Below are 23,998 nucleotides of genomic sequence, written 5' to 3'. Positions count from 1 at the left end.
ACCACCGAAAGCTAGACATATTTAAACTTTGTAGAATACTAATTTATCTTTAGCCACATAACCTCGATTAAATTTAGTTGCATCGGCGCCTGCCGCATGTCTCGGCACTTGATACGTTGAAATTTAAAACAAGACAATGAGCATCAACTTTTTGGAGAATACAATGGGAATGTTCAATTCCGTTAATAGCGAAGGCCGGGTCGCCATTATTGGCGCCGGTTTCAGTGGCATCGCCGCAGCAATCGAATTGAAGCGCAAGGGATTGAACAATTTCATCATCCTGGAACAGGAAGCCGGGCTTGGCGGCACATGGTGGAATAACCGCTACCCGGGCGCCGAGGTTGATCTCGAGTCCCATATATATTCGTTCTCGTTTGAGTACTATGACTGGACACGTACACATGCAAGCTGGCGCGAGCTTCTGGGTTACATTCAGCATGTTGCTAGAAAGTGGAACCTCGAAAGCCACATCCATCTGAATGAACGAGTAGAATCTGTTACTTGGTCGGATGAGCGAAAGGAATACCGAATCGAAACAACCAGTTCGCAAGAAAAGATTGGGGGGCTTTTACGCACTCGGTTTCAGCGCATCGAAATTACCTCAATATCGCGCTGCTTCCCTTTTCGCCCGGAACACCAACGCATTTAAGGGCCCGCAATGCACACTTCGCGCTGGCCGGACGGGCTGGAGCATGGAAGGAAAAAATCGCATTCTGGGCACTGGCTCTTCCGCAGTTCAAGTAATCGAGGCCGCAGCTCGTGATGCAGCGGAAGTCAAGATCTTCCAGAAAGAACCCAACTGGCTACTGCCCAAGGAAGCCCGCGATTTCAGCCCTCTCGAGAGAGAGTTGCATAAGTTCGCACCGGTCTATTGGTGGAAACGCTTTAAACTGTACTTTGACTACAACAACCGTCAGTTCCGGGCGCAACATGCAAGAAGCGGTTTCAAAGTCCACCAGGATCGCGCAGCAAAGTCTAAGGCTTTCTTGGAAAAATCCCTTGCAGACCGACCTGATCTGCTCAAGCTTGCTACACCTGACTTCCCCATCGAGGCACGTCGCACTGTAATTAGTGATACCTATTACGACACAATTAAGAATCCCAAGGTTACCCTTCTGCCACAGGGTGCCAAGGATCTAACGGAAAAGGGAATTATTGATGACGCCGGTAACGAGCATGAAGTAGACATGATTGTCTATGCAACCGGCTTTGATGCTGCGAACTACCTTGCTGGCTTTAAGGTTAAAGGCATAAATGGAAAAGATCTTCACGAGACTTGGGCTGGCGAACCTGAAGCGCTGCTCGGCTTGATGGTTCCAAACTTCCCTAATTTTTTCATGATGTATGGCCCAAACACCAACGCAATTCCCCTGGTCACTTACTATGAAGCTCAGGCGAACTTCTGCGCCTCGCTGATTTCTAAAGCCGTTCGTAAGCGCAAGCAAGTCATTGAGGTTAAAGAAAAACCTTTCCGCCGCTTCAATGATCGTATCCAGCAGACCCTCTCCAAGACAGTCTGGGCATCGACCACAAACTACTTCCAAGCCGGAACTGGAAAGATCGTTTCGCAATGGCCGTTTACTCCCACTGAGTACTTGATTTCGTTGAAAATCGCACGCTTTACTGCAGTACGAATGAAGTAATGGCTAGGGCTTTATGATTCAGAATGAAGTGAAAAATCGGTATCCGTCACTCTGACTCATCGCTGCATAACCTTTGGCGTTGCCCTGATTTTGGGGCAGCGCTTTTTTTTGGAGAGTTTTATCGTGTCTACCGCCGCTTAATTTGATAACGAAGACACCACTGCCTCCGCAATCGATGGCGAAGACCGCGATGATCTAGATGTCGCGAATAATTAGCTTGAGTTAACCGAGTGCATAGACCAGTAATAATAACTGCTTTTATCATGGCCCTGAGATCGGAGAATTCATCGACGGCGGAGTCCGGCTTACCTTGATTAGCCATTGCCCTCTCATTCGACTCATCACGCCACCAGACATTTGGCGCACTCCAGGTAAAGTTGAAAAGCACAGGCATCAGTGCCTAGCGGCGCCATCATTTCGCACTGAAGTATCTGGGGCGAAAGCTCAGCAAATTAGCAGGATGCCTCCCGGCGTTGAACCAGAGCGCTTAGGTTGTTGTCCCCGCCCAGCCACACGACCTTGGTGCAAGGCCAAGCGATTGGATTCTAGCGAGCCGAAGTGGCTGAAGTTCGAAGTTCTTGGCAATACCAAGTAGGTGCCCGGAGCCTGTAGGGCGAAATGGTGCAAGTTGGAAAACCTGCAGAGGATCCTTCACGCTGGAGCGCATTAGTGAGGTTAACTTTGCCTGATGAGCCTCTTGCACCTGCTCTGATGCGGGGGTGCGCTGTCGGGAGCGATACCGACAGCCTTAAACCTTTAACTATTTTTTGCGACGAGCTTTCGGCACCAAGTCTGTCAGGCTTTCCCAAGTAGCCTCGAGGTGTTGTCGCATTTTTTCAGCCGCGAGGTCAGGATCCTTTGCTTCTATCGCTTGCAGGATCTCTTGATGATGTTCATTTGCACGATCTTCTAGGCGACTGAACACTTTACCGACAGGAAGGAACATCGCTGCCCGCGAGTCTTCTACCGCCTTCAGGAGATATTCGTTCATTGAGGCCTCGGCGATGGCGAGATGGAACTCAGAGTCCCAAGCACCGAAACGCGATATGTTGGTGAGAACGGATCGGCTCTCAGCAGAAGCGCAAATTGCATCCATCGCGTCAACTGCCTTACGCATTTTTTCAAGGTGCGCGTCTGTTCGCTTAACCGCCGCTAAACGTGCGGCAGCAGCTTCATTAGCAATGCGGAATTCGAATAGGCTGTCCAGCAGATCCATTTGGTACTCAATATAAATCTCCACTTCAGCCTGGGTTAGCTTATTTTGCTGGAGCACTGTAAGCCCGCCGCCGGCCCCACGCTTCGTAGAGACGAGCCCCTCCCCCTCGAGCACGCGGATAGCCTCGCGAATGGTGGTACGCGACACAAGCATCTGCTCAGCCAGGTCACGCTCTGGCGGCAATTTGTCACCAGGCATGAAACGCCCCAGAAAAATTGATTTTCTGATCTGCTCAACGACTAGCTCATAAGCCGCCGTGGCTCGAACAGAGCCAATCAATTGTTCAGGTTGGGGGAACTGACTGGGATTTGCTTCTACGGGATGCATTGGTTTAGCGCTCAGATGTATGAAGTCCTGTCACACGCCAACAATGGCCTAAAGGTCTACAAAAATCAATGTATTTTTGCCTACCTTTCGTTGAGGGTGACTGGCAAGCGAGGCCCTCCCAACTCTTCCGCCCGGCCATCCTAATGGCCGTCGTGCCTAGCTCTCCAATGACCTCAGCAAGTGACAGATCTGCCCGGCTCAGCCAGGAGGCTGTCTATACAGAAGAACAAGTAGATAACAAACGATGGAGTACTTGGTTGGCTCCATCGACGTTATAGCAAGATACCTAACCGTAGGTTATGTGGCGAAGCGCCATGACGGTGCTCTCAAGCTGATGAAGTACACTCAGCGTCTCTAGCCACCCCTCCGCGCTTTCAAGTTCCACAGGTGGCCAGTTAATACTGAGTGAACCATTAATAAAAACGCGGCGGAATACAACTAAAAGATCGAATCTATACCTATCCAACCTAGTAACATCGTTACATGAATGCAATCCTATGGCATAGCAACATGGTGAATTCTGTCTTTTTTTGATAACCACTTCTTTGGCGAAAAGGGCGAAAAGGGCGAAAACTCAATGTTGAGTTATTTCAATATAGCGCATATTACTGATATGCATTGCTTGGCGTGAACTAGCCAAAAACGCCCAGGATCGCAACGGCTCATTGGTATGAGGCGCCCATCCAAGCACGGGTACTGCAACACTCGAATTGTCCGACTTTGTTATCAAGACCTGTTAGCGAAAGTAGGCAAGACGGAGCTAAAATATCCGCCTCGCGCACTTAACTGCTTTCGCTACTTTCCTGTGCAGACTTATTTCAGGGCCGACGCAAGCTTCATGGCACACCCAATTAGAGCGCTGTCCGCTTCAGCCAGCAATCCTCGCAGCGAAACAAAGCCATGAATCATTTGCCCATAACACTTGTACTCGACAAGGGTGCCGTGCTCTGCAAGCCTCGACGCAAAATTCTCCCCTTCGTCGCGCAGTGGATCATAACCAGCTGTAATGATATAGGCAGGTGGGAGACCAGAAAGATCTTTAGCAAATACCGGGGATGCCAATTCGTCCTCGGAGTTACCGTCAGGCCCGAGATAACTAGCTATATAAAACGGCATGCTATTCAGTAAGTAACCTTCGGAGAACAGACGCTTAGACTCAGTCTCAGTTGCGAGATCAGTCACCGGATAAATGAGCAACTGTAATCGAATGTTTGGCCCGCCATTGCGTTTTGCTTGCAGGCAGGCAGCGATTGCCATGTTACCGCCAGCACTGTCACCGCCAACTGCGATACGCTCTGGATCTATGCCAAGGCGATCCGCATTTGCGCTGACGTACTGAACAACGTCATACGCATCCTGGGCTCCTGCTGGGAATCGATGCTCTGGGGCCAACCGGTATTCAGCGGAGATAACGACGCAGCCGGACGAGTTGGCCAGCACGCGGCAAACGGAGTCATGTGTTTCGATGTCACCACGGATGAAGCCGCCGCCATGGAAATACACCAACGCGGGATTGGCTTGTGAAGTGGCTATTAGAGGCACATATCGCCGAGCCATCAGTACTGCCGACTTCGTCTCAATGAAAAAATCGACCAGTTCTCGCATTCGTGGGGCAGGCGCATCGACCGCCGCCATATCAGCTTTCCACTCTTCTCGGGCATCGTCCGGGTCTTGAACCTCCACCGGCACCGCATTCGGGTTTTCGGGTTGGGCAAGGATGTCCTTCAGGATAGGGTGCAGATCGCTCATTTTTCCCCCTCAGTGTGTAAGGTGAAGCCGGGCCGCGAAGCGGCAGTTAGGGTTAGCAGCTCCGGCCATACTTTCACAACCAAAAGGTACTTTCAATAGACCATTGGATTTTCTGGTGATTTATTGCCTTCACTATCCCTCCTCCTCCTCCTACACCCCGATGCGCGTGGCGTTCTGGAGCAATAACGCGGAAACGCTGTATCAGGCCATCAAGGGCGGCGCTGGCTGGGGTTGCATGTCTCAGTTTCTTGCGCATCAAGACCTTCTTGATGGTCATCTGGAATGTCTGCTACCGCAATTACGACTACCGCCTTACAACTCCGTCTGCATCGTCTACAGCCAGCGGGAGCTGCCACTTCGGACGCAGCTCTTTCTTGACTTGTTGCATAGCGCCGTGACTGATGATTTATGGTCCCCTGCACACCGACTTACGTAACTATGCCCCTATGGCTTGCGCTACGACGAAAAACAAAAAAATGTCATTGTTGAAGAAGCCAAAAAAGTTCGTGAGGTCGGATTCTACCGGTCGCGACAGGCAACAATCGGCCAAAAGCAGACACTGGCCAGACACACAGTGCTGTAGTAGCGTTGTGCCCATGCCTTCGTCGAATACCACGACAAACGACCGGCCTCATGCGTGACGTATAACACCCTTGTACCTCCACCGAACCGCTGTAATGTGTAGCCTAGACAGGGATAGTGAATCGCCCCGGGTTTCGTGGAGGCCTCAACTCTTGAGAAGATGAGGCCATGAGAAAGACCACGACCTACTCCCCCGAAGTCCGTGAACGTGCTGTACGCATGGTTCTGGAGCACCTGAACGACTATCCGTCCGAGTGGGCGGCCATCGAGTCCATCGCCCCCAAGATTGGCTGTGCAGCGCAAACCCTACATGGCTGGGTGCGTCGTTATCAGACCAACACCGGGCAGCGGCCCGGTCAAACCACGGAAGAGCATGAGCGCATCAAGACGCTGGAGCGAGAAGTGCGAGAGCTGCGCAAGGCCAACGAGATCCTGCGCCTGGCCAGTGCGTATTTTGCCCAGGCGGAGCTCGACCGCCGCACCAAGTCCTGAGGGCGTTTGTTGACCAGCATCGTGACCGTCTTGGGGTCGAGTCGATCTGCCGCGTCTTGCGGATCGCCCCATCCGGTTACCGGAAGCATGCAGCCCGGCTTCGTAACCCCGCACTGCGCTCCTGTCGTGCTCGGCGTGACGAGGTGTTGATCGCGGAAATCCAGCGAGTGTGGAATGCCAACATGCAGTGCTATGGCGCGATGAAGGTCTGGAAGCAACTCAGGCGAGAGCGCGTCGATGTGGCCAGGTGCACCGTGGAGCGTTTGATGCGTCAGGTCGGATTACAGGGCATACGGCGTGGTCAGGTCGTGCGGACAACGGTATCGGGCGACCAAACCGTATGCCCGCTGGATCGTGTCCAGCGTCAGTTCCATGCCGACCGGCCTAACCAGCTGTGGGTGTCGGACTTCACCTACATTTCGACCTGGCAGGGATGGTTGTATGTGGCCTTCGTGATCGACGTATTTGCACGCCGTATCGTCGGCTGGCGAGTCAGTACCAGCATGAAGACCGACTTCGTACTGGATGCCTTGGACCAGGCCCTGTATGACCGCCAGTCCAGTCGTACGGGCGGCCTGATCCATCACAGCGACCGCGGCAGCCAGTACGTCTCGATTCGCTACACCGAACGCCTGGCCGAGGCCGGCATCGAGCCCTCGGTCGGCAGCAAAGGCGATAGCTATGACAATGCCCTGGCCGAAACCATCAACGGGCTGTACAAGGCAGAGCTGATTCACCGGCAATCATGGAAGAGCCGCGAGGCTGTCGAGCTGGCCACCCTGAAGTGGGTGCACTGGTACAACCACCAGCGTCTGCTGGGCTCAATCGGCTATATCCCGCCGGCGGAGGCTGAGACAAACTTCTACCGGCAACAAGCCAGTCAGGCCATTGCGGCCTGACTTAAACGAAACGGCCTCCACAATAGCCGGGGCGATTCATAGACGAGAGAGTGAGGAATGTTATCCACCACGCCCGCAAAAGCTTTATCGCACCATTTGGTGTCTATTTATAGTTAACCGACACAAGGAAAGTACGGGTGAATCAACAATTACTTAGAACGCGAGAAAAATGGTATTCGGCTTTCATTGCCGGAGACGTTGGCACAATGCATGAAATCGAAGCCGAGTCTTTTACTGTGATAAACGACTTAGGCGCACAAAATAAAAATGAACAACTTAATAATATCTCCAAAGCAATTGATGGCGGCCATTGGTTTGCCCCTGGAAGTCGCACCCAAGACCTGAGCTTAGAGATATTACATCTTGGCAATTTTGCTTTTATTCATGGCCAAGGGCGCACAATATCTAAAAATAATGAAACGCCAGAAATTTTCTTTAGTGAGCTATGGCAAAACATTGAAGGGCAATGGTGTGTAATCAACTTACACTACACAACATGCCGTAACTAAAACGTCCTGCGCAATGTATCGGCTAACTAGTGGTTCAAGCCGTTCGCTTCGCTCACTCGGGACGGGCTAAAGCCCGCCCCTTAACCAAACGTTATCCAACAATAGGCCCCATCGGAGTAGGGAAACCGTAAATGGCAAGGATTCAGGTTGGCGAAAAATCAAAAAAGCAGCTATTACGCTGTATAGACACTCGGTGGAGCATAACGAAGTAATGCGCACACCGAGTGTCTATACAGCGGTGCGGTGCGATTTTTCGTTTTTATCCGACCTGATTTTTCGTTGCATTTACGACTCTGCTGCGCAGAGCAGGGAGTATTGTCGGATAACTAGTCGCTCAAGCACACACTCGCAAGAAGCACGCGAGCGGTGCTTAGCTCCGAATAGTTAGGCCATTACTCCATGACCAACCGCTCAAAATATACAATCGTAACTTTGGTCATCCTTTACGCGGTTTTATGGTGGCAATTTTATTCATTAAGCGCACATCATCATTGCCTTGAGCATGGCGGTTCATACCTCACTGGGGTTAAGGGAGTATGCGATGGACCTACGGATGAATATCTGCCCTTATGGAAATCTGCGGGACTATTTTCATGGTTAGTTCAGTTTCTTTTGCCCGCATTTGGTGTTGGGCTGTTCTACCTAGCATTTCGCGGCTTAGTTGTCCTTTATGGTTTAATTCGCCGCCTAACCCGTCCATCAAGCGGGACGCGCTAAAGCGCGCCCCTTATGTCCAACGTTAGGCGTTAACTTGTTTACGGGCCGCTCGGTGTAAATCCATGAAACTTATTAAAGCCTTGTTGTCGACAATACTCCTATTAATAACATTATTAATAATTCTGCTAGGAATTCGCAGCGAGAACTTTCCAAGCGCAAGCCACCTACTCGGAATTAGTATTTGCCTTATTTTTTCAGTTGTTCCATGGATTTTTTCAGGAAAACCGAGATCACGAGAGCTTGGCTTGCTCTTAATCCCGGTAACAATAGGCGTACTATTCTATTCATATCAAGTCTTCCTAGGATATTCCGATCCAAATTCAGATTGCTCAAGCCTCAAGAGAAAGGCGGCCTGCCTACTATTTAGCTGGCTGTACAACAATATCGGTCAGCAGTGGTTTGCGTTACTATTCTTCGGCTTAGGTTTATTCATTCTAATAGTTGCAATCAAATTAATATTTGCGGGAAAACCCAGCCTCACAAACGGTTGAAGCCGTTCGCTTCGCTCACTGGAACCGCGTTCCGCGGCCCCTTAACCTAAACGTTAGCTAATTATGCCCCGCACACTTAAAGTCATGTTTTTATTCGCGCTCCTCGCTCCTGCCATCTTCATGCTATGGGCAACACTGCTTCACGCATTCGACTCAACAGATGCCCCCATTAATCAACTGCTATCAAAGCTACCAAACACATTACTGGGAATAACATGGCTATCGGCCCCAGGCTGCGGCCTATACCTGGCCGCAAGAATATCGAACCGCTTAGTTTTTTCTATTATTTGCGCCTTATTGGTCTTGGCGTTTTCATTACTATTTAGCAAGCTCGCTCTCGAAACGCTCGGAGGCTTTGTTATTGGCGCATTAGTTATATTTGAGGGCATCATAGCGTTAATTTTGTTGCCTCTAGCATACTGCGCGAGCCCCAAAAGGAGCTAACATACGGTTCAAGTCGTTCGCTTCGCTGACTGGGACCGAGTTCCGCGGCCCCTTAACCTGAACGTTATGCGCCATAAGCCATGAATATCATCGAAGCAATAAAAGAATCGTGGAGCTGGGTCGGCATTGAACCAGAAGAAATTGTGGGCGAAAACGACTTCGGCAATCTCATAGTCAGGGACTATAGAGGCAGGTATTGGCGTCTATGCCCTGAAGATGCTTATTGCAAAGTTATCGCCGAGAATCGAAACGAGCTTGATGCCCTTTCGACAAACCAAGACTTCTTAGCTGACTGGTACATGGCTGCTTTGGCTGAGCAAGCTAAAGAAAAACTCGGCCCATTGCAGCCTGGGCGTAAATATCACTTGGTCATACCAGGCGTGCTGGGTGGCGAATACGGAATATCAAATATCCGTACAGTTTCTCAAGTTTCGCAAATACATCTTTCAGGCGAAATTGGCAAACAAATCGCCGAACTCCCTGATGGCGCAAAAGTACAGCTTAGGGTTATCGAGTAATGGCGCATAACAAATCGCTCAAATCGCTCACTTTGTTCGCTGGGACGGCGTTCCGCCGCCCCTTAGCTTAATCGTTAGGCAAGTGGGAGCCTGATTAAAGCGTTCACTTGGAAATTTCGCGCGGCTAAAAATGTACGTAACATCGGCGGTTCATCGCCACACCGCGTCGCCTGTAAGTAAGTGCCGTTATTTGCACCGCCAAACGGAGTTGGATTTATGTCATGTGCTACTGCAAATAACTTACTCAGTACACTCGCCGCATCGGTGGCGTCAGCCTTTTCTTTTTACGCTGCTACCACTACCGCGTTGTGCCAGGGCGGCCTAACATGCGGCTCAAATCGTTCGCTTCGCTCACTGGGACGGGCTAAAGCCCGCCCCTTAGCCAACCGTTAGGCCTCAGAAGGTATCGTTATGCGCGTACAACTAGAGCCCCCAAATCAGCCTGAAGTCATTTCGCTCATTGCGGAGCTGGACGCTTACCAGGACACCTTGTATCCAGCCGAAGCACGATACGCGCTGGACCTGATTACCCTGGAACAGGAAAACGTGTTGTTCGTCGTTGCAAGGGACAACGACGGAGCAGCCATTGGTTGTGGAGCGGTCGTTCTCGGTCGCGAGGCGGGGGAACTCAAGCGCATGTTTGTGCGCCCCGCTTTCCGCGCGCAGGGAGCGGCTGCACAGGTGTTGGCGAAACTCGAAGTCGAATCCTTTAAGCGCGGTTGCCGCCTTGTGCAACTCGAAACTGGGCCTAACCAGCCCGAAGCCCTGGCGTTCTACAGAAAGCATGGCTTTCAAGTCTGCGGCGCGTTTGGAGACTACCCTGAACATCCGTTTAGCGTATTCATGCAAAAGGGGCTCAGTGGTACTCAGTCTGCGGCCTAACCAATCGTATATGGACTCTCCCCCACAAGTAGTGAGCAAAGCTCTTCCAACCCTGTCGTCAGTGCGGTTGCATTCGTATATCCGGCCTGTAATGGGCGTCACCGCCCTGGCCACTCTGTAGTTCGCGCAACGGGGGGCCAAGCGCTCATAGACGAAGGCAGGTAACTTCCGAAGTTGAATGACCGCAGTGGGTCGACTGCTGCCGGTCGTGACAGGCCGAAGTCAACTCGAAGTTGACGCTCAGCATCATCAATATGGTGGTCACCGATTGTTTTTCGCACGGGGATCCCTTCTCTTAAAAACGAATTTTGATGCCAAAATTGGCTGTTTAAGCGGTTATTTGGCCATTATCTTTCGATGTTTTTCTTTTCACTCAGGTAGTTACGTGGGTCCGGCCCTCTACGACCAGCAAGTAGACAAAACAGGGCGCCCTACTACAAATGTCAAATGTAAGACCTGACCCCAACGTCATAACTCTCTATAAATTAAAGCTTGCATCCCATTTTATCCGCAATATCAAACTCACGTTGCCAACTTTGCCGAATTTCCTTGGCGCAATCAAAGCGAGGGTCAAATTCGAGTTTGCGAACCTTTTTTACCTGTTCATAACAGGCAGTGCCAGGCTTGTTATCATTAGTATTCCAGGCTTGATCTATTTGCGAGGGGTAGCATTTTCCATCTTCCTCGGCGGATTGAGCGGAAGCAATTAGGAAAATAACGCCAGAAAATACGAAAATAGTTTTTTTAAATTGACGTTCGCGCTGCATAGGTTTTCTCTCTCGACAATGGTTATCTAAACTTAAAAAACATATCAATCCTTCGTGCGCGAGCATCGGCCTCAATAGCCGGTCGGCGAAAAGGTGACTGATTTATTTATAGACCAGAAAGGGGACAGATTTAATTTTTTTCCACGGCCTGACCGGCCGCTTCGGGTCGGTTGCGGTCATTCGCGAAAGGCTGCTTTCGACCCGATACTCAATAGCTTCTACAAAATAGGGGCGATTCACGGCTCAACTCGAAAATGAGTCAATGAAGCAAAGATTTAGGTCTTAGCCCATAGTCTCCATAGGCTGACCGTTAAAAGCCCTCCAGCAGCAAGCAAGGAGAGCAGCAGCAACAATTGTCGCGGGCTGCGCTTGTCGATGCGTCCCTCCAGGCATCGCGCCAAGCCATAGCCGGCGACTACCCCGGGAGCCAACTTGAACGTCGCGCTCAGGTAGTCGAGTGGCATGCGCCCCTGGGAGAGCAGGAACAGCAAGGAGACTGGGGTGGTCAGTAGAAAGAAGGCCGCCAACTCATCGCGGGTGTTTACTCGGCTGCGCCCCTGATAGACCAGCGCCATGGGCGGGCCTCCCACCGAGGTCGCGGTGCCCATGAGCCCCGAGCAGAAGCCAGCGATGGCCAGGTTTTGCGGAGTGCAGCGCACCTCCAGCCAGCGGTAGCTGAAGATCGTCGCCAGCAGCACGGAACAGCCCAGCAGCAGGCCGAGCCATGTCGAGGACAGCCAGGCCAGCAGCAGCCCCCCGCACCAGGCGCCGGGCAGCCTTGCCAGGATCGCCGGCATGGGCCGGCGCCAGGCCAGCGGCTGGCGATTGCCGAGCCGCATGCAGAGGGCCAGGAGAAAACCCAGCAACAACACCGGCCCCGGCACATAGCGCGGCTCGAGCAGATACAGCAGGGGCGCCGCCAGCAGGGCGAAGCCGATGCCCAGCAGCCCTTGCACCAGGCTGCCGAACAGCACGATAAGCAGTGCCAGGCATTCGATGCCGCTGTAGCCCATGAGTGCTTGCCAGCGACTAGCGCTTCAGCGCCCGCCGGCGCCGCTGCGCGAGTGCTCGGAGTTTTCCACCAGTACCGCCTCGGCCAGGTGGTTGAGGCTCTGCCACAGCTCGTTCGAGATATCCATGCCGCCCTCCAGGGCCCCCTCGCCCGCACGGGCGAACTGCTCCGGGATGACCTGCCGATAGCCCGAGCGTTTGGCTCCTGCGCCGTGCAACTGACCCTGCAGGTCGATGCGGGTGCTGAACATCAGAGTCAGGGTCTGGCTATCCGCCGCCGTCCCCGAGTCCGCCAGCAGGGCTTCGCTGTAACTGGGATAGCTCGCCTCCGCCGCGATGCTGGCGACATGCTCGCTGGCCGGCTGTTTGCCGTTCTGCCAGTAGGCCAGCACGCTGATGCCGTGGCGGGCGCTGTCGACAAGCAGCTTGAGGATGAACTTGCGGTTGTGGCAGTTGCGCACCTTGACATTGACGCAGCCCTGCTCCAGCACCTTGGTCTGGGCCAGCTCGACTATGGTCGGCAGGCAGTTCAGGCCACTGCGCCCGTGACAGTCGAACAGCAGCGCCTGACTCTCCTCGGCGAGCAGCTCCAGTGGCGGGCGCTGGATGTCGGCGACATAGGGCAGCGAGCGCTGCAGTTCGGCAAACCCCTGTTCGCCATGCACCTGCAGCCACTTGACCAGGGCGGCGGCATCCTCGTAGTAGCCGATGGGATAACCCATGCCCTCGAACACCCGCTTGAGCAGGGCGGTCAATTCATTCGACGAGATCAACATCAGCGGGTCTCCAGGGACGGGGCCAGTGGCAGGAACCAGTCGTCCTCGAACGGCTGGCCGATATCCTCCAGCAGCGGCGCGCCCTGGAACATGGTGTTGCGCACCCACAGGCGCGAGCGCGGATCGAACTTGCTCACGCCGAAGAAGGCCAGCTTGCAGCGCAGCAGGTGCATCGGCAGCACCTGGCGATCCAGCAGGTTGGCCTGGATCTCGCCGTAGTGGGTCTTGGCCATGCTCTGGATGCGCCGGACGATGCCACGTTGATCGGGGTGGCGCAGGAGGAAGCTGGCGGTGCACTGTTGCGGGTTTTCGTCCAGGTAGACACAGAGCTGGCGATAGCACTGCTGCACCAGGTAGCCGATACCCAGCGGCATCTGCTTGTCGCGGCCAGTTTCCAGATTGCAGTTGCCCAGGCGCGGCTCCTGCTTCTCCTCGGAGCGGTACCAGAAGGTCTCGGTGGCGCCGTCCGTGTCGAAGTCGATGGCCAGCGCCCAGGCGTAATGCTGCTCGATCAGCGCGCGCAGTTGATTGGCCGCCATCTCCGGTTGCAACTCCAGCGACTCGACCAAGGCGAAGCGGTCTTCCAGGGCGTCCACCAGCTCCGGATAGAGTTCCAGCAGGATGCAGTTGAGCAGTTCCTGGCCTTGCAGGCTGAGCTGTCGCTCGGCCCAGGCGAGCAGTTGTGCCCAGTTGTCCAGGTGATGGCCGCCCAGCCAATCCTGCAACGCGGCGAAGTCCTCCAGCACCACGCGGTTATTGCCGGTCTGCCAGCCGTCCTCGGTGACGGTTTCCTCGATATGACGAATGCCACGGACGACCAGTGCATGCAGGCGCGCCAGACGCTCGGCCGTCACCTGACCGAGGCCGCGTACCCGTGCCAGGGCCAGCTCGCGCATCTCGATCCAGCGGCTGATCAGCTGCGGGTGATTGATCAGATAGGGCGCCATACCGAGGCCCGTGGAGTTGCCGATGCCGAAGTAGCGCTTGAGCGCCGGCTGCAACGGCGCCGCCGTCTCCGGCGCGCGCTGCCGGGCAATGTATTCGGCCTGCTGCAGGCTGAAGTTGCGCAGCATGAAACAGTTGAACATCTCGGCGGCGAAGGGTCGGGCGAAGTCCGGGTGCTTGCCGCTGACCTTCTCCCAGTCGGCCATGCCCAGCTTGCCACTGCCATAGACCGCGGTGGTGCGGTAGAGGTAGCCGACCCGGGCGATCTGCTCCACCGCCGGCTGCTGGCCGGCGCTCAGGGCCGCCACCACGCTGTCGAAGTTGCGCACGCTGCGATTGGCCCGCGACAGCACCATCACCCGCGAGTCGAGGCGCCCGGCTTCCTGCAGCGGCACGTTGCGCCGCAAGTATTCGACATAGTCGTCGTCCACCTCACCTTCGCACAGCGCCATGGTCAGGTCCCACTCGCTGGCGATCACCCGGTCGTTGCGCTTTTCCGGGTCCAGGTACTGGGAAAACAGCACGAAACTGAAGAGATCGCCGGTCGTTTGAACGCGGTAGACCACCGTGCCGTAGCCCTCGGCATCCAGCTCGAAACGCCGCGCCTTGATCTGCCAACCCTCGCGCATGATCTTGCGCACCAGGCTGCGCATGAAGCTTAGGCGGCTCTGATGCAGACTGCCGAGGCGTTCCAGGTCCATGACTACATGGGCCGGACGCATGCGGATCGCCTGTGCCCCGCGCATGCCGGGATCGATGCTTGAAGGGGTGTTCATACGCTGGCCCTCAACTGGCGGACACCGCAACCGCAATACGGCCTGTTAAGGGCCAAGAGGGATGCGGAGGATTGTTGTTGTCTGCCGCCGATGGTGGTCCACGGGCGCCTGCGGGGCAATTCAGATCGCCCTATCAGCTGATAAGTGAAACTTATCTATATGGTCTTCTTAATCAGATAATGGCTGTTTTCACCAATCGCCCGGCTCTAGTTCATTGTCGCGCAGGATGAACTCGAACAAGGCCTGCGCCGCCACGGGTAACGAGCGGTTGGCCTGACGCACGATGCCGATGTCGCGGGTCACCAGCGGGTCGCTCAGCGGAATGAAGCGCAGCTGGCCGTGTTCCGGCGGAAAGGCGAAACGCGGCAGGGTGGTGATACCCATCCCGGCCTCGAGCATGGCCAGCAGGGAGATCATGTTAGACATATAGAATTGCGAGTCGGCCACCAATTCCTCTGCCTCGCTGCCGGCCAGCAGGCGCGAGGTGCCATTGGCTATCAGCCGCTCGCCACGCAGCTGGCGCCAGCCCAATTGCGGCTCCTCAGCCAATGGATGGTCGCACCGGCAGACCACGCCGACGCTGTCTTCCCAGATCGGGATGAACTGGATGTCGCTTCCCGCCTCCCAGAGGCTGGCGATACCGAAGTCCACCTGCTGGCTCTCCACCATCGCCAGCACCGCTTCGGAGTTGTCGTCGAACAGGCTCACATGCAGGTCCGTCGCATCGCCGATGAAGCGGGTGAGGATGTCCGGCAGCAGGCGGCTGGCGATCGAGGGTACCGAGGCGATACGCAGGTGCCCAGACTTGTGCTGGGCGATCAGGTTCATATCCTTGACCACTCGATCGTGGTGCGCGATCAGTTCCTTGGCGTAGCCTAGGAACTGCACCCCGAAAGGCGTCAACTCCGGCCTGGCCACGCGTGCGTTGCGCTTCTCGAACAAGGATTGCCCGAGCTTGTTCTCCAGGTCGCGGATCGACAGGGAAATCGCCGGTTGGGTTCGGTGCGCTCTTTCCGCTGCCGCATGGAAACCATGCAGTTCGGCGACCCAGACGAAATGCCGTAGTTGCACGATCTTGAGGTCAGGCAGCATGGTAAGTTTTCCTTATCAAACAATATTTACTATTAATTTTAGTTTATTCGGAGCGCCGCCTACCATGCGATCACAGCATGAGAGGAGGTGCATATGCCCAGCGATATCTTCCGTAACTATATTAATGGCGAGTGGCTAACTGGCTCTGCCACCGTTGCTAACGTCAGCCCCGCCAACATCGCGGACGTACTCGGCCACTTCGCCCAGGCCGATGCCGCGCAGGTCGAGCAGGCCATCGAGGCGGCCAGCGCGGCTCAGGTGGTTTGGGAGCGCAGTGGGCTCGAACAGCGCTACCAGGTGTTGATGGCCATCGGCGATGAGCTGATTGCGCGCAAGGCCGAACTGGGTGAACAACTCGCCCGCGAGGAAGGCAAGACCCTGGCCGAGGGCATCGGCGAGGTTTATCGCTCCGGTCAGTTCTTTCATTACTACGCTGCCGAAGTGCTGCGCCAGATGGGCGAGACCGCCGATTCGGTGCGCCCGGGTGTGGAGATCGAAATGCGCCGCGAGCCGGTGGGTGTGGTCGCCATCATCACCCCCTGGAACTTCCCCATGGCTACTGCAGCCTGGAAGATCGCCCCGGCACTGGCGTTCGGCAATGCGGTGGTGTTCAAACCGGCCAACGCAGTGCCGGCCAGCGCCTGGACACTGACTGAAATCATCTCCCGCCAGGGGCTGCCGGCCGGTACGTTCAATCTGGTGATGGGTAGCGGCGCCATCGTTGGCGACCGCCTGATCCACTCGCCGAAGATCAACGCCTTGAGTTTCACCGGTTCGGTCGACACCGGGCGCAAGGTCGCGGCCGCCACGGCCGTCAATTTTGTTCGCTGCCAGCTAGAAATGGGCAGCAAGAACGCCCTGATCGTGCTCGACGATGCCGACCTGGAACTGGCCGTGGACTGCGCGCTGAACGGTGCCTTCTTCGGCACCGGGCAGAAGTGCACCGCCTCCTCGCGGCTGATCGTCACCGCCGGGGTGCATGACCGCTTCGTCGCGGCGCTGATCGAGCGCATCGGCCAACTCAAGGTCGGCCACCCGCTGCGCGAAGGCGTGCAGATCGGCGCGGTGATCGACGAGAAGCAGCTCAACCAGAATCTGCGCTACATCCAGCAGGCCCAGGCCGATGGCGCCCGCCTGGCCTGCGGCGGCGAGCGTATTAGCGAGGAGCAGGAAGGCTTCTATATGCGCCCGGCGCTGTTCGTCGACACCCGCAACGACATGCAGATCAACCGCGACGAGGTGTTCGGCCCGATCGCCTGTGTGATCAAGGTCGCGGACTACGAAGAAGCCCTGGCCACCCTCAACGACACCCGTTTCGGCCTGACCGCCGGGATCATCACCCAGTCGCTGAAGTACGCCAGCGACTTCAAGCGCCGCGCCAAGACCGGCTGCGTGATGGTCAACCTGCCAACCGCGGGAACCGATTACCACGTGCCATTCGGCGGTCGCAAGGATTCCAGCTTCGGCCCGCGCGAACAGGGGCAATACGCCCGCGACTTCTACACGGTGGTCAAGACCACCTACGTGCGTCCCTGAACCGGAGACCGCCATGCACGAGCTTCTGATGATCGATGGCCTGCAATATTCCAACTGGAGCCCGGAGATTTTCCGCCAGATGCAGGCCGGTGGACTGAGCGCGGTGCACGCCACCATCGCTTACCACGAGAATGCCCGGGAAACCCTGTCGCGAATCGGCGAGTGGAACCGCCGGTTCGAGGCCTGGCCCGAGCTAATCCGCCCGGTGCACCACGCCGCGGATATCCGTCTCGCTCACGAGGAGGGACGGGTCGGAATCTTCTTCGGATTCCAAAATTGTTCGCCCATCGAAGATGACATCGATCTGGTGGAGATCTTCCGCCAGCTCGGCGTCTTCATCATGCAACTTACCTACAACAACCAGAGCCTGCTCGCCAGCGGCTGCTATGAGAACGAAGACAACGGCATCAGCCGCTTTGGCCGGCAGGTGATCCGCGAGATGAACCGCGTCGGCATGCTCATCGACATGTCCCACAGCGCCGAACGCAGCACCCTGGAAGCCATCGAGCTGTCGAGCGGCCGGTGATCGTCTCCCATGCCAACCCGTCAGCTTCCACGCCGCCAAGCGCAACAAGTCCGATGCGGTGCTGCGGGGCATCGCCGAATCCGGCGGGCTGCTCGGTTTCAGCACCTACCCCTTCCACCTCAAGGGCGCCTCCGCCTGCACGCTGGAGGAGTTCTGCGACATGGTCGCGCGTACCGCCGAGCTGATGGGCGTCGAGCACATCGGCATCGGCACCGACCTCTGCCAGCAACAACCGCTGCAAGTTCTGGAATGGATGCGCAACGGCCGCTGGAGCAAGGACAAGGACTACGGCGAAGGCTCGGCGGACAACGCCAACTGGCCAACGCCCCTGCAATGGTTCCGCGACAGCCGGGATTTCCCGACCATCGCCCAAGGACTGCGCACCCGCGGCTTCGCCGAAGACGAGGTGCGCAAGATCATGGGACTCAACTGGCTGCGCCTGCTGGAAAGCTCCACCGCGCCGCAAGCCTGACTCCCGATACCCACCGTGAGGGCAGCATGAACAATAATAATTACGCCTCGTCCATCTCCTCGTCCGGAGACGGCCTGTGCCGGCAGCACTGCCACCAGCGATTTCACCCTCCCGCGCAACGAGCCGATCGCAGCGGCCCGACGGCGAATGCCGCACCGTTCTGACCAGGCGGGCCTGCCCCGCTTCGTATCCCGATCGTCAAACGCTCCGCAGCCCTGACGGGCAGTACGGAGCCCCGAGCGCATACCTTGGAGGCGTCATGAAACTCTCCACTACCCAACAAGTCGTTAGCGAGCCGCTGAGCTGTGCAGCCCTGAAAGGCATCGACTGGCCGCTGTTCATCATCAGCGGCGGTTTCCTGCTGGCATTCCTGGTGGCGGCCCTGGTCGACATCGACAGCGTGTCAGGTCTGGTGAACACGCTGTTCGCCTGGTCGACGAAGTTCTTCGGCCTGTATTGGCAGGTTCTAATGCTGCTCACCTTCCTGGTGAGCCTGGGAATCTGCTGTACGAAATGCGGTCGCGTGCGCCTGGGTGGCGTCGACCAGAAGCCCGATACCAGTACGTTCAACTGGATCGCGGTCATCATGTGCGCCCTGCTCGCCGGTGGCGGCGCCTTCTGGGCTGCGGCCGAGCCGCTGATGCACTTCGCGAGCCCGCCACCGCTGTTCGCCGGGGTGCAACCGCACACCGAAGCGGCAGGGTATGCGGCGCTCGCCCAATCCTACGTGCACTGGGGATTCCTGGCCTGGGCGGTACTCGGCAGCCTGCTGGCGATCGTGCTGATGCATCTGCATTACGACAAGGGCCTGCCTCTGGCTCCGCGTACACTGCTCTACCCGCTACTCGGCCAGCGCGCACTGAAAGGGCCAATCGGCACGCTGGCAGATGCCACCTCGATCATCGCCGTGGTCGCCGGCACGATCGGTCCGATCGGATTCCTCGGCTTGCAGATCAGCAATGCGTTGCATGCCGTCTTGGGCATCCCGAACGACATCACCACCCAGGCCATCACCATCATCCTGGTGACCGTGATGTACACCACCTCGTGCCTGGTGGGGCTCAAGGGCATCCGCTTCGTCAGCGAAATCAACGTGTGGCTGATGATCGGCCTGGCCGTCTTCATGGTCGCGCTCGGGCCGACCGCCTTCATCCTGGGCGGTTTCCCGAAGGCTTTCGGCTTGCACCTCGAACACTTCATCCCGATGACGCTGTTCCGCGCCGATCCGAAATGGCTCGACTGGTGGACGGTGTTCTACTGGGGCTGGTTCATTGGCTACGCTCCAATGGTGGCGCTCTACGTTGCCAAGATCTCGCGCGGACGCACCATCCGCGAAATCATCCTGACACTGTCGATCATCGCCCCGATCGTGACCATGTTCTGGTTCACCGTGGTCGGCGGCACCGGCATCGGGCTGGAACTACAGACCCCAGGCATAGTCACCGCCAATGGCGCCGGGCCCGAGGCCCTGCTGCTGGGCGTGACCCAGAGCCTGCCACTCGGGGGCGTGATCTCCGCACTATTCCTGTTCCTGAGCTTCATCTCGGTCGCTACCAACGGCGACGCGATGGCTTTCACCGTGGCGATGGCGATGTCGGGCAACGACAAGCCGAAGAAGTGGCTGAGAGCGTTCTGGGCAATCGGCATGGGGCTGGCTGCGGTGGTGCTGATCACGATTGGTGCGGGCGGCGTGACGGCGCTGCAGTCTTTCATCGTCATCACCGCCGTGCCGGTTTCCCTGCTGATCCTGCCGTCGCTCTGGGATGCGCTAAGAATCGCCAGGCGCATGGCGGTGGAGCAGCAAATCTAGGTTTTGAGGGAGCGCGGTACCCGCCGCCTCCCTCTTTTTATTTCTAACTCCGGAGTAGTCGATGAAACAGGCAGTCAAAACCCAGTTGTTCCCGTCTAAAGCCCCACTGGAATGGGCAGTTATCGGCAACGGCACCCTGTACACCGCGCAGATCCCTATCGATGCGCAAGGCCAGGTGGTACCCGGCGGCATCGAGGCACAGACGCGCCAGACCCTGGACAACCTCAAACACACGCTGGAGGCGGCCGGCCTGGGCATGGACGCGGTGACCCAGGTGCTGATCTACGTGACCGACCGCTCCTACCTGGCCACGGTCAACGCGGTCTATGGCGAATACTTCGCTGCGCCTTACCCGAATCGCGCCGCCATGGTCATCGCCGGCCTGGCCCGCGAGGAGATGCTGGTGGAGTTGGTGGTATACGCCGCCGCCTGACCCTCTCGTATCCACTGCACGCTTGAACGGCAATCCCGGCTAGTGGCCTGTTTGCTTAGTCCGTTAACTTGAAAGCGAGCGAGGAAGCACTGGTTTTCCTTCTCCCGCCGGGAGACGACTGCATGGCTGCAGGAGGTAAGGCAGTGCAGAATCCCAAAGCTGAGGGATCGGGGTGAGGGAAACGGCGGGTCGTAGGCTGGGTAGAGCCCTTTTTTGGTGAAACCCAGCGTGGTAACAGGGGCATCGCTGGGTTTCGCTTCGCTCTATGCCAGCCTACAGAGAGACCACGATATTAACCAGAGGGACACTAGAATGTTATCCACCAAGCCCGTGAAAGCGTTATCACACCACTTAGTGTCTATTTATAGTTGGGCCCTCAACTTATTTTTTGGAAACAAGAAGACTGTGAAACCCAGATTAATAAGCTTCAAGCTGTGCCCATTCGTGCAAAGAGCGGCAATCGCGCTGCAATATAAGACTGTTGAATATGACATCGAATATATAGATTTGGCCAACCCTCCGGAATGGTTTCTAAAAATATCTCCCCTCAAGAAGGTTCCGCTGCTTCTAGTGGGGGATCATGTCATATTCGAATCGACAGTCATCAACGAATATATTGACGAGGCATATCCCAACAAGCTTCATCCGAGCGATCTCATCTTGCGTGCACACAATCGGAGCTGGATAGAGTTCGGTAACGGCTGCACATGGAGTGCTTTTCATTTGAGCGTCAAAGAAAAAGAAGAGGACTTTAACAACGTCCTGGACGATTTATTGAATAAGTTCGATCAAATAGAAAAGGCAATTGGTGGCGCCCCCTTTTTTAATGGTAGTAAATTCTCGTTAGTTGATTCCAGCTACGCGCCCCTATTTCAGCGATTGGAGTACCTCAATGAATTAAGGCCCGGAATATTGGATAAGAAGAGGCACCCACGAATAAATGCTTGGAAAGAGAGCCTCCTGACGCTCAATGCGGTTCAGCGGTCGGCTGTTCCAGAAATTAAGGAGCTTTACCATGAACTGCTGTGGAAGAGACAGGGATACATATCTCAATTCTTGGATGAGGAGAAGTACGGAAAAAAGAGCGCAAAAAGGATTTACTAAATTAAAAATGACCCAACAACTCATTCCAGCGAACGTGCTAATGGGTATGTAGTGCGGTGGGTTTTGCCGTTGTACTTGCAAGGCAAAACAGGCCGGAACGCGGTCAATGGAGAGTTGTTGATAGAGCGCGCTGCATAGGAAGTTGGGTAAGTCCTGATTTTGCTTGGGTAACTCGTAGTTTGGGCAATTTTCCGGGGCCGGATGACGCGGTATTTGATGTTGCTTGGCCCGAGCTTGAATGGGGCGATAGAGTTGTAAGTCGTCGCCACCGGGCTTTCCGGCACGGGGCCAGCGTATTCAGGGCGATGATCAGGTGGCGCAACTCCCAGGTGCGTGGGTCCCAGCAGGGAAAGAAGGCCAAGACTTTTTTGCCGCTGGCTTGGATCGACGGTAGGAGGACATGTACGCCTGATGACCAAGCCGGGTGGGTCGCACAGGCTTCCATCGACACTCCCGACTGACCTATATTGGGTCGTTCTGAGCCGGTCGTGGCCGGCTCAGTTCGGGCATAATTTGCTCTACCAGAAAACCTGTAAAGGGGCTTTGAGGCCCAGTTTGGATCAAGCCTGAAGCCAGGACTCCACGGCCAGAGCCCCGTACTGCTCTTTCCAAGCCTTAAGAACCCGGTGATTGCCACCTTTGGTTTCGACCACTTCACCGGTTTGAGGATTCTTATAAACCTTGACCACACGTGGACGGCGTTGCGGTGCACTGATGGACTTTGACTGGTAAGAAGACCGCTTGGGATCAAGAATGGCGATAATGTCCCGTAAGCTCTTGCCATAAGAGCCCATGAGGGCTCGCAGTTTTCCTTCAAACTCAATTTCTTTCTTCAGTGCCCCGTCATTTTTTAACGCGTCAAGCTGGGCCAACTGCTCCTGCAAGGCCTTTTCGATAGCACGGAACTCAGCGAGTTTTGACAAGGTAATGCTCCTTTGGGAAATAGCTGGGGGACTGTAGATTTAACCAATCCTAGCAAACTAGATTGAAGGTAGCAGCTTGACTATTCGCTTTTCACCAGAGGCAGTGCGACGCATGCGATGCTCTCCTCGTGACTAGCGAAGCGAAGAGACATCCGCGCGGAGCGCTCGGGAATTTGCCTCTTCCGTGTACTCCTTCAGCCACCTCAGCACTTGTACTGCCTCCCAGCGGCTCGGGTCATACAGGGCGTATATCAAACCCTGGTAACCCACCACATCTAGCGGGCGGTGATAACCGGCGCGTCGAAACAATGCCTCGATTTCTGCAAAGCACGTATTGAAGTGCAAACGGGTAAACGGCGTCCTGCCTTCGGTTACCAAACCGTCGAGACTCAGCTCACTGGCCGCCGCGCGCACTTTCTCGATCGGCATACGACTTACCGAGTATTTCAATTGCTCGACATTGACCATGAGTGCTTGCTCCTTCTTCTTTCCATCATCATTCAATAGCGCTGTGAAACTGTTGTTACCTCGCGCACCGCTTCCCAGACAGCCTACCTGTACGTTCGCCTCCATTCCGGTCCGCGGTGAAGAGCGCCCCTGTGTCTTGTCTTCGCTAGTCGACCCGAACCTCGTTATGTGCAGCTCGTTTACAGACAGCCAATGCCGCAGCCGCTCGCTGCTGCCGAGGATGGTGAGCGATATGGTGGACCACCCAAATAATACTGTACATCCATACAGATTACAGCACACTGCCTGCTTGGCAATACACCATGGATAAAAGGTCGTCGTGGAGCGATGGCCATTACACACCAGGACTCTTACGAGTGCATCGATTGCTCGCCCTGATCTGCCTCTTGCTCGTCACCGCCATCCAGGCGGAGCCCCATCCACCGCGTACCTTCAACGAAGCCAAAAAGATCGCTTGGGACCTCTACGCACAGCAGTCCGTCGAGTTCTATTGCGACTGTCGCTACCAGGGCAACAGGGTCGACTTGGCCAGCTGTGGTTACCAACTGCGCAAGCAGCCGCAGCGCGCGGCACGGATCGAGTGGGAGCATACGGCCAACACACGTGAACCTCATATAAACGTCGTCATAATAGCCAAGCCAAAGATGCTGACAGGCTTGTACCAAAAGGTATGCGGCCAGGTAGGGAGTCTTGATACCCCCATCCTGGATGTGGCACCGCCGGCGAAATCGAGGGGCTCGACCCGTTCGGAAATCCATGTGAAACAAGGTAAGCCCGTAGCGCTGCCGGACACGGCAGGCTAGCTGTGAACCAAGCTGTTGGTGCTGCGGGTAAAGTAATGTGGAGAAAGCGAAGGCCGTCCTGTAATGGGGGTGGATACCAGATGAAAC

At 55.8% G+C, this 23,998-nt stretch carries 21 protein-coding genes, 3 pseudogenes and 1 other annotated feature; of the genes and pseudogenes, 13 read left to right on the top strand and 11 right to left on the bottom strand.

Annotated elements, in window-relative coordinates; all coding sequences use genetic code 11:
- Positions 1–163: 163 nt before the first annotated feature.
- Both D3879_RS26845 and D3879_RS26840 read left to right on the top strand, forming a co-directional pair.
- The gene (locus D3879_RS26845) at positions 164–649 is read left to right on the top strand and encodes an FAD-dependent oxidoreductase (RefSeq protein WP_218567867.1); all 486 of its coding nucleotides are present in this window, start codon (positions 164–166) and stop codon (positions 647–649) included.
- Positions 650–692: 43 nt separating this feature from the next.
- Positions 693–1,643, top strand: coding sequence for a flavin-containing monooxygenase (locus tag D3879_RS26840; protein WP_218567866.1), 951 nt, complete (start codon positions 693–695; stop codon positions 1,641–1,643).
- A 760-nt stretch (positions 1,644–2,403) separates the two neighbouring features.
- Here the strand turns inward: D3879_RS26840 and D3879_RS24655 are convergent.
- From D3879_RS24655 to D3879_RS27350, 3 genes are all read right to left on the bottom strand, one after another.
- The gene (locus D3879_RS24655; RefSeq protein ID WP_119956810.1) at positions 2,404–3,186 is read right to left on the bottom strand and encodes a FadR/GntR family transcriptional regulator; all 783 of its coding nucleotides are present in this window, start codon (positions 3,184–3,186) and stop codon (positions 2,404–2,406) included.
- 813 nt (positions 3,187–3,999) lie between these two features.
- Complete coding sequence (locus D3879_RS24650; protein ID WP_119956809.1) at positions 4,000–4,935, bottom strand: alpha/beta hydrolase; 936 nt, start codon at positions 4,933–4,935, stop codon at positions 4,000–4,002.
- Between the two features lie 73 nt (positions 4,936–5,008).
- Positions 5,009–5,212: a hypothetical protein gene (locus D3879_RS27350; protein WP_238474319.1), complete on the bottom strand. Its 204-nt coding sequence runs from the start codon at positions 5,210–5,212 to the stop codon at positions 5,009–5,011.
- Between D3879_RS27350 and D3879_RS27980 the strand changes: the two genes are divergently transcribed.
- The 5 genes from D3879_RS27980 (at position 5,132) to D3879_RS24625 (ending at position 10,469) form a co-directional block, all read left to right on the top strand.
- Complete coding sequence (locus D3879_RS27980; protein ID WP_420800957.1) at positions 5,132–5,371, top strand: LysR substrate-binding domain-containing protein; 240 nt, start codon at positions 5,132–5,134, stop codon at positions 5,369–5,371. The two genes, D3879_RS27350 and D3879_RS27980, sit on opposite strands and share 81 nt — an antisense overlap.
- 314 nt (positions 5,372–5,685) lie before the next feature.
- Positions 5,686–6,908, top strand: a protein-coding gene (locus tag D3879_RS24640) for an IS3 family transposase (RefSeq protein ID WP_119953679.1) whose coding sequence is annotated in 2 segments (ribosomal slippage) — positions 5,686–5,971 and positions 5,971–6,908 — 1,224 coding nt in all. Because the reading frame shifts where the segments join, the coding sequence is not laid out codon by codon here.
- Positions 5,964–6,080: a sequence feature (AL1L pseudoknot), on the top strand. It overlaps the preceding gene by 117 nt.
- A 137-nt stretch (positions 6,909–7,045) precedes the next feature.
- Complete coding sequence (locus D3879_RS24635) at positions 7,046–7,417, top strand: nuclear transport factor 2 family protein (protein ID WP_119956807.1); 372 nt, start codon at positions 7,046–7,048, stop codon at positions 7,415–7,417.
- 1,732 nt (positions 7,418–9,149) lie between these two features.
- The gene (locus D3879_RS24630) at positions 9,150–9,587 is read left to right on the top strand and encodes a T6SS immunity protein Tdi1 domain-containing protein (RefSeq protein ID WP_119956806.1); all 438 of its coding nucleotides are present in this window, start codon (positions 9,150–9,152) and stop codon (positions 9,585–9,587) included.
- 411 nt (positions 9,588–9,998) lie between these two features.
- Positions 9,999–10,469: a GNAT family N-acetyltransferase gene (locus D3879_RS24625; protein WP_119956805.1), complete on the top strand. Its 471-nt coding sequence runs from the start codon at positions 9,999–10,001 to the stop codon at positions 10,467–10,469.
- Positions 10,470–10,954: 485 nt separating this feature from the next.
- Here the strand turns inward: D3879_RS24625 and D3879_RS26420 are convergent, their stop codons facing one another.
- The 5 genes from D3879_RS26420 to D3879_RS24605 form a co-directional block, all read right to left on the bottom strand.
- The gene (locus D3879_RS26420; protein WP_147411230.1) at positions 10,955–11,236 is read right to left on the bottom strand and encodes a hypothetical protein; all 282 of its coding nucleotides are present in this window, start codon (positions 11,234–11,236) and stop codon (positions 10,955–10,957) included.
- 275 nt (positions 11,237–11,511) lie between these two features.
- Positions 11,512–12,249 (bottom strand): sulfite exporter TauE/SafE family protein, encoded by a 738-nt coding sequence (locus tag D3879_RS24620; protein ID WP_119956804.1) that lies wholly within the window; start codon positions 12,247–12,249, stop codon positions 11,512–11,514.
- Positions 12,250–12,273: 24 nt separating this feature from the next.
- On the bottom strand, positions 12,274–13,023 hold the full coding sequence (locus D3879_RS24615) for a DUF3726 domain-containing protein (RefSeq protein ID WP_119956803.1): 750 nt from the start codon (positions 13,021–13,023) through the stop codon (positions 12,274–12,276).
- A complete protein-coding gene (locus tag D3879_RS24610) occupies positions 13,023–14,744 on the bottom strand; it encodes a hypothetical protein (RefSeq protein WP_119956802.1) in 1,722 nt (573 codons plus the stop codon). Before D3879_RS24610 ends, D3879_RS24615 begins: the two co-directional genes overlap by 1 nt.
- Positions 14,745–14,933: 189 nt before the next feature.
- The gene (locus D3879_RS24605) at positions 14,934–15,836 is read right to left on the bottom strand and encodes a LysR family transcriptional regulator (RefSeq protein WP_119956801.1); all 903 of its coding nucleotides are present in this window, start codon (positions 15,834–15,836) and stop codon (positions 14,934–14,936) included.
- 93 nt (positions 15,837–15,929) lie between these two features.
- Between D3879_RS24605 and D3879_RS24600 the strand changes: the two genes are divergently transcribed.
- The 5 genes and pseudogenes from D3879_RS24600 to D3879_RS24580 all read left to right on the top strand — a co-directional run bounded on the left by D3879_RS24600 (position 15,930) and on the right by D3879_RS24580 (position 21,717).
- A complete protein-coding gene (locus D3879_RS24600) occupies positions 15,930–17,372 on the top strand; it encodes an aldehyde dehydrogenase family protein (protein WP_119956800.1) in 1,443 nt (480 codons plus the stop codon).
- Positions 17,373–17,385: 13 nt separating this feature from the next.
- Positions 17,386–18,370, top strand: a pseudogene (locus tag D3879_RS24595) (dipeptidase).
- A 259-nt stretch (positions 18,371–18,629) separates the two neighbouring features.
- Positions 18,630–20,180: a BCCT family transporter gene (locus tag D3879_RS24590; protein ID WP_119956799.1), complete on the top strand. Its 1,551-nt coding sequence runs from the start codon at positions 18,630–18,632 to the stop codon at positions 20,178–20,180.
- Positions 20,181–20,241: 61 nt separating this feature from the next.
- The gene (locus D3879_RS24585; RefSeq protein ID WP_119954121.1) at positions 20,242–20,613 is read left to right on the top strand and encodes a RidA family protein; all 372 of its coding nucleotides are present in this window, start codon (positions 20,242–20,244) and stop codon (positions 20,611–20,613) included.
- A 216-nt stretch (positions 20,614–20,829) separates the two neighbouring features.
- Positions 20,830–21,717: a glutathione S-transferase family protein gene (locus D3879_RS24580; RefSeq protein WP_218567865.1), complete on the top strand. Its 888-nt coding sequence runs from the start codon at positions 20,830–20,832 to the stop codon at positions 21,715–21,717.
- A gap of 39 nt (positions 21,718–21,756) precedes the next feature.
- On the opposite strand, the pseudogene D3879_RS27345 reads toward D3879_RS24580, so the two are convergent.
- The 3 genes and pseudogenes from D3879_RS27345 to D3879_RS24565 form a co-directional block, all read right to left on the bottom strand.
- Positions 21,757–22,099, bottom strand: a pseudogene (locus D3879_RS27345) (catalase family protein); the annotation flags it as partial.
- Positions 22,100–22,277: 178 nt separating this feature from the next.
- Positions 22,278–22,640: a histone-like nucleoid-structuring protein, MvaT/MvaU family gene (locus D3879_RS24570; RefSeq protein ID WP_119954123.1), complete on the bottom strand. Its 363-nt coding sequence runs from the start codon at positions 22,638–22,640 to the stop codon at positions 22,278–22,280.
- A gap of 132 nt (positions 22,641–22,772) precedes the next feature.
- On the bottom strand, positions 22,773–23,108 hold the full coding sequence (locus D3879_RS24565) for a transcriptional regulator (protein ID WP_119956798.1): 336 nt from the start codon (positions 23,106–23,108) through the stop codon (positions 22,773–22,775).
- Positions 23,109–23,410: 302 nt separating this feature from the next.
- Between D3879_RS24565 and D3879_RS24560 the strand changes: the two are divergent.
- Positions 23,411–23,698, top strand: a pseudogene (locus tag D3879_RS24560) (hypothetical protein); the annotation flags it as partial.
- Positions 23,699–23,998: the final 300 nt, after the last annotated feature.

It is taken from the genome of Pseudomonas cavernicola, assembly GCF_003596405.1.
In the GTDB taxonomy this organism is placed as follows: Bacteria; Pseudomonadota; Gammaproteobacteria; order Pseudomonadales; family Pseudomonadaceae; genus Aquipseudomonas; species Aquipseudomonas cavernicola.
This window is presented reverse-complemented; position numbering and strand designations above follow the sequence as displayed.

Bases quoted from the DNA above. Each gene is read 5' to 3' on its own strand.
- D3879_RS26845 (WP_218567867.1), top strand. From the start codon at position 164: ATGGGAATGTTCAATTCCGTTAATAGCGAAGGCCGGGTCGCCATTATT.
- D3879_RS26840 (WP_218567866.1), top strand. From the start codon at position 693: ATGGAAGGAAAAAATCGCATTCTGGGCACTGGCTCTTCCGCAGTTCAA.
- D3879_RS24655 (WP_119956810.1), bottom strand. From the start codon at position 3,186: ATGCATCCCGTAGAAGCAAATCCCAGTCAGTTCCCCCAACCTGAACAA.
- D3879_RS24650 (WP_119956809.1), bottom strand. From the start codon at position 4,935: ATGAGCGATCTGCACCCTATCCTGAAGGACATCCTTGCCCAACCCGAA.
- D3879_RS27350 (WP_238474319.1), bottom strand. From the start codon at position 5,212: ATGACCATCAAGAAGGTCTTGATGCGCAAGAAACTGAGACATGCAACC.
- D3879_RS24630 (WP_119956806.1), top strand. From the start codon at position 9,150: ATGAATATCATCGAAGCAATAAAAGAATCGTGGAGCTGGGTCGGCATT.
- D3879_RS24625 (WP_119956805.1), top strand. From the start codon at position 9,999: ATGCGCGTACAACTAGAGCCCCCAAATCAGCCTGAAGTCATTTCGCTC.
- D3879_RS26420 (WP_147411230.1), bottom strand. From the start codon at position 11,236: ATGCAGCGCGAACGTCAATTTAAAAAAACTATTTTCGTATTTTCTGGC.
- D3879_RS24620 (WP_119956804.1), bottom strand. From the start codon at position 12,249: ATGGGCTACAGCGGCATCGAATGCCTGGCACTGCTTATCGTGCTGTTC.
- D3879_RS24615 (WP_119956803.1), bottom strand. From the start codon at position 13,023: ATGTTGATCTCGTCGAATGAATTGACCGCCCTGCTCAAGCGGGTGTTC.
- D3879_RS24610 (WP_119956802.1), bottom strand. From the start codon at position 14,744: ATGAACACCCCTTCAAGCATCGATCCCGGCATGCGCGGGGCACAGGCG.
- D3879_RS24605 (WP_119956801.1), bottom strand. From the start codon at position 15,836: ATGCTGCCTGACCTCAAGATCGTGCAACTACGGCATTTCGTCTGGGTC.
- D3879_RS24600 (WP_119956800.1), top strand. From the start codon at position 15,930: ATGCCCAGCGATATCTTCCGTAACTATATTAATGGCGAGTGGCTAACT.
- D3879_RS24590 (WP_119956799.1), top strand. From the start codon at position 18,630: ATGAAACTCTCCACTACCCAACAAGTCGTTAGCGAGCCGCTGAGCTGT.
- D3879_RS24585 (WP_119954121.1), top strand. From the start codon at position 20,242: ATGAAACAGGCAGTCAAAACCCAGTTGTTCCCGTCTAAAGCCCCACTG.
- D3879_RS24565 (WP_119956798.1), bottom strand. From the start codon at position 23,108: ATGGTCAATGTCGAGCAATTGAAATACTCGGTAAGTCGTATGCCGATC.